Origin of the sequence: uncultured Chitinophaga sp., assembly GCF_937874145.1 — a bacterium.
Taxonomy (GTDB): Bacteria; Bacteroidota; Bacteroidia; order Chitinophagales; family Chitinophagaceae; genus Chitinophaga.
The window spans coordinates 1-8,415 of record NZ_CALNBI010000472.1; the positions used below are offsets into that span (position 1 = coordinate 1).

The following is an 8,415-nucleotide window of genomic DNA, read 5'->3' on the forward strand; positions in this document are numbered from 1 at the left end:
GTTTTACGTATGTTTGATGTTATGCGCAGTAGCTCGGTCTATATGTCGTCAAATTTTACGACATTTTTACGTGTAGACAGGCGGTATACAGCGAAAAGGAGCGCAGGTATCCACCCTCGCTCCCAAAGCGCGGATCGCGTAGGCGACCGCTTTACCCCTAGCGTATGACGGCAGGCTTGTACGTTATGCCGGACGAACTCGCGAAATTAAACGAAAAAAACCGGAACAGGACTATTCCGGTGGATTCAGTTAACCTACAACTGTTACACTATCAGTAACTTTTATGAAGAAGTGACTTATGCATGTTCTTTCAGCCAGCCATGGATGAAGGCGGCATTTTCTTCCCAGCCCTTCTGCCCGAGCACCGAATGCGTTTTCCCCGGGAAGAACTTGTATTCCAGGATTCCTTCGCTTTTGCTGTACTTTCTATAATTGGTATAATTCAGCGACGCCGGCATGATATGGTCTTTCTCCCCGGCCACGAACAGCAGCGGCACGTGGGGCTTTTTGAAATCGATCTTAGCTTCCCTGCCCAACCCGTCGCGCGCTACCCGCTTGGATTCGGGGATCACCAGCTGGTCGTACGTGGCCTGCTGCTCTTTAAGGGGCAGCCCGTTCGTAAAGGCGTATTGCCATTGCGGGACCGACATGAGAAAGGTTTTCGATGCCGGTGTAAAAAAGCCCAGCGGCCCCCAGGTAGCACGGTAGAAGGAGAACTCGGAGGCAAGCACCCCCGCAGGCGGCACCGAGTGGATGGCCACGCCCGCCGCTGCAATGTCGCGCTGCAGCATGAGCTGCACCAGCAACCCGCCGAATGAATGCCCGATGAGGATGGGTTTTTCGGGAAGACTGGAAATGATATCGCTGAAGTAGTTCTTCAGGTCGGCCAGCCGGATGGTGGCGATGGCGGGGTCGGGCTGGCGGGCGCGCAGCGTGGCGGCGGGCTCACTCTTATGAGGCCAGGGCGGTACGATGCACTTGTACCCTTCCTTTTCGAAATAAGCCTTCCATTCGTCCCAGCAGGAATGATGGACGAAGCAGCCGGTCAGAAAAACGATTGTTTTCATATAGCGTGTTTTGTGAGACTAGCCAAATGCGGTGCCATAACGCCATCCCCTTGCCTGGTAAGCGTTTCGGCCACAGGCGAATTTCCCCTCCATCGAAATATCGTGGCGGCGCCGCTGTATTCAACGAAATAAAGTGGTATTTTCATTTTTGTCCTGATCATCCCTGAATTTACATCCCCGCCCATCTTTCCGGCATCCGGCCACGAAATTTCGTGGTTTACGCATACCGGCTACGAAATAAAGTGGTATCTTACCTAACGCTATCCGCCCAGCATTCAATTCTACATCATCACCGATCAATCCGGCAACCCCGCTACTGGTACCTGTGCGCATGATTTTCGTCCGGTGCCTGCCGGGCCTATTACGGCTTTGGCTTGTTTTATGGATGCATACTGTAAATTTTGAGCCATGAAAAGCACCTGGTTCACCTTTTGCCTGACCGCTCCGATGCCCGATCCTGCGCCTGCGCAAGGCCGCGTTGTAGTAACTGCCGGACAGCCAACATTCCATCATAAATCAACATCTTTGCGCATCGCAGCATGCAGATAATCCGAAAATATTCCCTGGTCCTGGGCGCCTGCCTGTTCCTCTGCCGGCTGGTAATGCCCGCATCGTGCGCTTTCGCCCAGCTGGCGCCATCGCTCCGGGATTCCATTTCATCCGCTCATAGCGGCACCGCGCGCATCAACGCCCTGCTGGCGGCCGGCAAGTACTTCCAGCTAAAACCGGGAGAACTGCAACCGGATATGGACAGCGCGGCTAATTACTTCGAAAAGGCCAGGCAACTGGCCACCCGCACCGGCAACAAAACCCAGTACCTCGAAGCGCAGTTCCATATCGCCAGCCTTCACCAGGAACTGAAGATGCCCTGGATCACCGCGCAAATGGCCACTACCCTCCTCCCACGCCACCAGGTGCATTTATACAACCACCTTTCCATCTTCTACCGCGTGAAGCCGGGCGAATTTGCCGACGACCTCGACTCATCTTTGCTGTACGGCCAAAAAGCACTCGCGGTGGCGCAGGCCATGCAACAGGAAGAATACATTCAATCCGCCGCTACCGTATTGGCCGCTTCCCTGCTCGAAAGAGGTGAGCTGAAAGAAGCGGTAAACATCGCGCAGAAGCTATCGCCCGCATCGCACGCCAATATCCTGCAAATGGCGGGGCACCGTTACTATTTCAATCACAACCGGAGCGCCGGGGAAAAAGATAGCGGCGAGCACCTGGCCCGGGAAGCCATCCAAATGGCGACAGCGCTCGCCCTCCCCATGGAAAAAATGGTGGGCAGCAACTACGTGCTGGGATATGCCGCCCTCGACCGCGGGCAGCTCAATCAGGCCGCAGCCTTTCTGCCGTTGACCACCGGCAATTTCAAAGGAAACCTCGCCATGTCCGTCGCGCGGCGGTGGATGACGCTCAACGGGATGCACGACTCCGCGGCTATTTACGCCCGGCTCGCCCTGCAGGCGTATGAAGAGAAGAAAAACGATAACGGCATACAACAGGCGCAGAACCTTCTTAAAGCCGTGGAGCACATCCACGCTTCCCTGCCCGATTTCAAGTCCACCGACAGCGCGCCGCAACGTTTCCGGAAGCTCATCGACCTGGGGAAAAAATACCAGTCCGGATTCCCTGCTTTCGACCTCAACCAGCTGAACATCGCCGCCAATTACTTCAATCACGCTATCCACCTGGCCGATTCCATGCGAATCGATAAGTACCAGATCGAAGCCTGGACCGAAATGGGGAAAACCTACTGCATGATGAACGAAGCCGGGAAAGCAAGGCAATATTATGACCTGGCGCTCGCCCGCTACGCGCAGAAAAATAACATGGCAGGAATGGGCTACACCTGGCTGCACTACGTCAACAACATCCGCCGCAAGCGCCCGAATTACGGCCTGGTGGCCGAATCCTTCGGCAAGGCATCCTACTATTACAGCCTGGCGGGCGATATGGAAATGGACCTGAAAACCGGGATGGAACAAGCGAACTACCTGCAGGAAGACGGCCGCCCGGCCGAAGCCAATGCGGTCCTCATCCGCCTTTCCCGGAAATACGCCGGCAACCAGCCCCTTGCGGCCTACCAGATCAACCAGCACCTGGCACGGCTAGCCCAGTTCCGCGGCGACCTCAGCGCCGCCCTGCGCTACGCGATCTCAGGCCTGCGGCAATCGGAAGCGATGCGCGATACCGCCATGCAGAAAGTTTTCCTCAACCGGCTGGCAGATATTTACTACGACCTCGGGCAGTTCGACAAAAGCATCGCCGCCTATCACCAGGTTGTCCAAAACGAACATAACAAAGGCATCCTGTACGACTACTTTCCCGTCCTTTCCCTCACCGAACTCCTGATCCGCCACCGCACGGCGGCGGAAGCGCTGGCATTCGTGAAAGGCGTTTACCGCAGTGATCCGCCCGTTGGCTACTATGCCGAGCGCATTCTCCAATGCGCGCAAGCCCTCTGCTACCAGGCGCTCGGGCAACCCGATGAAGCGAACCGGTACTTTTCCGAGGCGCTGCAGGACATTGATAAGATCAGCGTGGGCGACCGGTTTTACACGCTGCTGCACTTCAACGCGGGCAAGTTCTTTCTTGAACAGCAGAAATTCTCCCTCGCTGCCGACCATCTCCGCAAATCCATCCGCTCCGGGCCGGACGTTGCCGGCGTAGTCGTTACCCACAACGCCCAATACCTGCTGTTCCGGTGCGATTCCGCGCTGGGCAATTACCGGCAGGCCATCGGGCATTACCAGCTGTACAAATACTTCACCGATTCCCTGTTCAACGTGGCGAAAAGCCGGCAAATTTCGGAATTGCAGATACAATATGAAACGGAAAAGAAAGACCAGTCGTTGCTCTCACAGCAACAGGAAATCCGGTTCCGTGGCCAGGAAATTGAAATCCTGACCCAAAAAGGAAAGCTGCAGAAAGCGGACCTGGAACGCGCCACGCTGCTCCAGCAACAGGCGGTTAGCGAAGCAAAACGCAAAGACCAGGATATCCGCCTGAAGGAAAAAGATATCGCCTACCTCCGGCAGGAAGCCCTGCTGCAGGAAACCAAACTCGAACAGGAACGGATCATCCGCAATGTCTCCTTCGGCGGTGGCGCCCTGCTGCTGGCCATCATAGGGCTCCTGGTATATGGATACTGCCTCAAGCAGCAACATAACCGCTCGCTGCAGAACAAACAGGTGGAGATCGGGCAGAAAAACCTTTCGCTTGAAAAACTGCTGCATGAAAAGGAATGGCTGCTGAAAGAAATCCATCACCGGGTGAAGAACAACCTCCAGATTGTGATGAGCCTGCTCAACAGCCAGGGCGCTTATCTCCAGAACGACGCCGCGCTGGTGGCCATCCGCGACAGCCAGCACCGCGTGCAGGCTATTTCGCTTATCCATAAAAAGCTGTACCAGTCCGATAATGTGGGCGTCGTGTACATGCCGCATTACATCCATGAACTGGTGGATTACCTCACCGATTGTTTCGATACGGGGAAGAAAGTGAGGTTCCTCCTGGATGTGGCGCCCCTCCACCTCGACGTTTCCCAGGCCGTACCGCTGGGCCTCATCCTCAACGAAGCCATCACCAACGCCATCAAATATGCCTTCCCGGGCGATAATGATGGAGAAATACAGATCACCTTTGAAAATACGGGAGGCGAATCATATGCACTGCATATCGCAGACAACGGCATCGGGCTGCCGGCAGGCTTTGATGCGGGCGCCAGCCGGTCGCTGGGGTTGAGCCTGATGGAAGGGCTAAGCGCAGACCTCGGCGCGCGATTTTCCATACAGAGCCATTTCGGCACCGAGATCCATATCGCATTTACCATTGAGAACTTTATCCGGCCCGAATTGCCGCCGGCACCGCAACAGATGGAATCAACCGTCATTTATACCTAATACACGCCTATACGCTACATGAGCCGCATTATCACACATATTTTCATATTCTCCGCGCTGGCATGTTGCTGCCTGCTTCCTTTCGCCGCATGCGCACAGGACGCTCAGGAATGGCGCGACTCTCTCGCCGTGGCCCGCAATGATACCCTGAAGGCAAAATACCTGTCCGGACTGGGCCAACTATACCGGAACAAAAAAAACAAAAGCAAATCTGATCTGGACAGTGCGTTCTACCTGCTCGGGGAAGCATTTAAACTCAATACCCGGCTCGGCTTGCGGGAGAATAGCTATTGGAACCAATACTACACGGCGCTTTTGTACCTGGACGCAAAAACACCCTGGCGCGCGAACGAATTGACGGCGCAAATGGACCCGGAGAAAAGGGCGTCGCTGTACGCGAACCTCTGCTGGCATTATACGTTCAGATCGGGAGAATACAGTTATGATCTTGATACCGCGGTGATGTACGGGGAAAAAGCGATCCTGGTTTCGCGCAGGGAGAATTGGCCATGGATCACCAGATATGCCGCCCACGGGCTGTCGGCAGCATACATTGAATGGAAGAAATCGCACATGGCGCTGGCTTATCTCCCCGAGGTGGATTCGAGCGTCCGTTACACCCTCCTGAAGCAGATATCGTTTGAGTTCATAGCCCGGAAAGACAAGCTGGACAAGCACCTCGACAGTGCGGAGATTTTCGCGAACGCTTCTCTAAAGTTAGGCAGGGAAATCAACCGGCACCAGGAAGATAATGACAATTATTACTACCTGGCGCTGGTGGAGCTTTACCGCAAGCGGTATTACAAGGCGTCCCAATATATTCCGCGCATTTCCGGGCAATGGAAAGGCGACATCTGCATGGCGTTGGCCAGCTGGATGCTGCGGGAGAAACAGCAAGCCGACAGCGCGCGTTTCTTTGCGCAGTCTGCATTCGAGGCATATACATCCGCGCAAAAAAACGATCTGCAGGACCGCGCCCGCCAGTTCCTCGCCGCGTTGGCCAAACTCCCGCCGGCATCCAATTATCCTTCAGATAATAAAGCTGGCAAGCAGCGTTTCCGGCAGTTGATGGACCTGGCCAGGAAGTATCAGTCCACTTATCCGTTATTCGACGCAAATCAGCTGAGTATCGCCATCAATTACCTGCATGCCGCCAACCAGCTGGCAGCTTCCCTTCGCGATGACAGTCTGCAAATTGAAGGTTGGCGGGAAATGGGAAAAACGCAATGCATGATCGGCGAAATCGAACAGGCCCGGTATTATTTCTCGCTGATCAACGACAAATTTGCTGCGACGAAAAATAACAAGATGATGGCCGAAAACTGGATGCATTTTGGGAGCTCCATTCGCCGCCAGCGTCCTTTATACGCCGATATCGCCTACGCATACGGCCGCGCACGGGAGTATTACGCCGCCGCCGGAAGCATGGATAATGCGCTTATGTTCGGGATGGAAGAGGCAAGTTTCCTTGCGGAAGACGCCCGTCCGGACGAAGCTCGCCAATTACTGCTGCAGCTTTCCGTTACTTATGCGAACCAAACCAATATCGCCTATAAAATGAGCCGTCACTTTGCCCTGCTGGCTCAGCTGCGCGGGGACCTCAGCAGAGCGCTGCATTATACGATGGACGGGCTCAAAAAATCGGAACAGCAAAAGGATACCCTGATCACAACCACCCTCCTCACCCGCCTTGCCAGCATCTATCACGATCTCGGCCAACATGAAAAAAGTATCGAAACGTACCGCCAGGTTTTGTTCCGGCCAAAAATGGTGCCCGCTCACGAAGACTATGAAGCAGCAGTAAACCTGGCGGAGTTATTGATCCAGCAGCGCGGCCCTGAAGAGGCGATGGCGTTTGTCAAGCAGTTTTCCCGGCAGGCGCCGCCCAGCGGTTACTATCCGACCCGCATACTGTTTTGCATGCAGGCGCTTTGCCATGAGGCACTTAACCAGTACATGGAAGCGGAGCATTACTTCCAGCAAGCGATCGGCAACATCGAAGGCATCCGCGTGGGCGACCGTTATTATTCCATGATAAACTTCTACACGGGCCGGTTCTATCTTGGTCAGAAAAAATTCACCATGGCCGCGGAATACCTGAACAAAGCCATCCGTTTCCAGCCCGACATCGCCAGCGTGGCGCTGACGAACAACGCGCACTACATGCTTTTCCAATGCGACTCGGCGCTCGGCAATTACCGGCAGGCCATCGGGCATTACCAGCTGTACAAATATTTTACGGATTCCCTGTTCAACGTTGCCAAAAGCCGGCAGATATCGGAACTGCAGATACAATATGAAACGGAAAAGAAGGACCAGTCGTTGCTCGCACAGGAACAGGAAATAAGGCTCCGCGGCCAGAGTATCGAAATCCTCACCCAAAAAGGACAACTGCAGGTATCGGAACTGGAGAAAGCGATGTTCGCGCATCAGCAAGCCCTCAGCGACGCCAAACGGAAGGACCAGGATATCAAGCTGCAAGAAAAAAGCATCGCCATCCTCCGGCAGCAATCGCTGCTGCAGGAAAGCAAGCTCGAACAGGAACGCCTTATGCGCAACGTTTCTTTTGCCGGCGCGGGGCTGCTGGTCGTTATCATCGGGCTCCTCATCAACGGTTACCGCCTCAAGCAAAACCACAACCTCTCGCTGCAGGATAAACAACAGGAAATCGGCCGGAAGAACGCTTCGCTGGAAAAATTGCTGACGGAAAAGGAATGGCTGCTCAAAGAAATCCATCACCGCGTGAAAAACAACCTTCAGATCGTGATGAGCCTGCGCAACAGCCAGAGCGCCTACCTGCAGAACGACGCGGCGCTCGTGGCCATCCGCGACAGCCAGCACCGCGTACAGGCGATTTCACTCATCCATAAAAAGCTGTACCAGTCCGACAATGTAGGCCTCATCAACATGCCGCATTATATCCACGAGCTCGTGGAATACCTTAACGAGTGCTTCGGCGTGCGGCACCGCATCCGCTTTCATCTCGACATTGCCCCCATCCAGATCGATGTTTCGCAGGCGGTGCCACTGGGGCTGATCCTCAACGAAGCCATTACCAACTCCATCAAATACGCCTTCCCGCCCGGCGGCGAAGGCGCCATCGCCATACATCTCGAACCCGGCAGCGACGGGCAATTCAGCCTCACGGTCGCCGACAACGGGAAAGGCTTGCCGGAAGATTTCGACCTCTCGAAAACCAATTCGCTGGGCATGAGCCTGATGAGGGGGCTCAGCGACGACCTCGGCGGCAGTTTCACCATCCGGAACCGCGGCGGGGCGGAGATCAGCATTCAATTTGGGATCGATGCATTTACGCATCCCGTTATTACACATCACCAGGAAAATATTGCCGTATGAACGAAAAAGTTCTGATCGTGGAAGATCAGTTTATAGAAGCGAATGACCTCCGGCTCATGCTGGAAAAAGCAGGATACAAGGTT

3 protein-coding genes are annotated in these 8,415 nt (G+C 54.8%); 2 read left to right on the forward strand and 1 reads right to left on the reverse strand.

Going from position 1 to position 8,415, the window contains the following annotated elements; genetic code table 11:
• Positions 1 to 296 precede the first annotated feature (296 nt).
• Positions 297 to 1,067 (reverse strand): alpha/beta hydrolase, encoded by a 771-nt coding sequence (locus Q0510_RS22690; RefSeq protein ID WP_298716842.1) that lies wholly within the window; start codon positions 1,065 to 1,067, stop codon positions 297 to 299.
• A gap of 539 nt (positions 1,068 to 1,606) precedes the next feature.
• Between Q0510_RS22690 and Q0510_RS22695 the strand changes: the two genes are divergently transcribed.
• Both Q0510_RS22695 and Q0510_RS22700 read left to right on the forward strand, forming a co-directional pair.
• Complete coding sequence (locus Q0510_RS22695; protein WP_298716845.1) at positions 1,607 to 4,975, forward strand: histidine kinase dimerization/phosphoacceptor domain -containing protein; 3,369 nt, start codon at positions 1,607 to 1,609, stop codon at positions 4,973 to 4,975.
• Positions 4,976 to 4,993: 18 nt separating this feature from the next.
• Entirely contained in the window at positions 4,994 to 8,332 is a 3,339-nt protein-coding gene (locus Q0510_RS22700) for a histidine kinase dimerization/phosphoacceptor domain -containing protein (protein WP_298716848.1), read from the forward strand.
• The last annotated feature ends 83 nt before the right edge of the window (positions 8,333 to 8,415 follow it).

What these genes read in the sequence shown, in the direction of transcription:
- Q0510_RS22700 (WP_298716848.1), top strand. Translation starts at nt 4,994, where the DNA reads ATGAGCCGCATTATCACACATATTTTCATATTCTCCGCGCTGGCATGT.
- Q0510_RS22690 (WP_298716842.1), bottom strand. Translation starts at nt 1,067, where the DNA reads ATGAAAACAATCGTTTTTCTGACCGGCTGCTTCGTCCATCATTCCTGC.
- Q0510_RS22695 (WP_298716845.1), top strand. Translation starts at nt 1,607, where the DNA reads ATGCAGATAATCCGAAAATATTCCCTGGTCCTGGGCGCCTGCCTGTTC.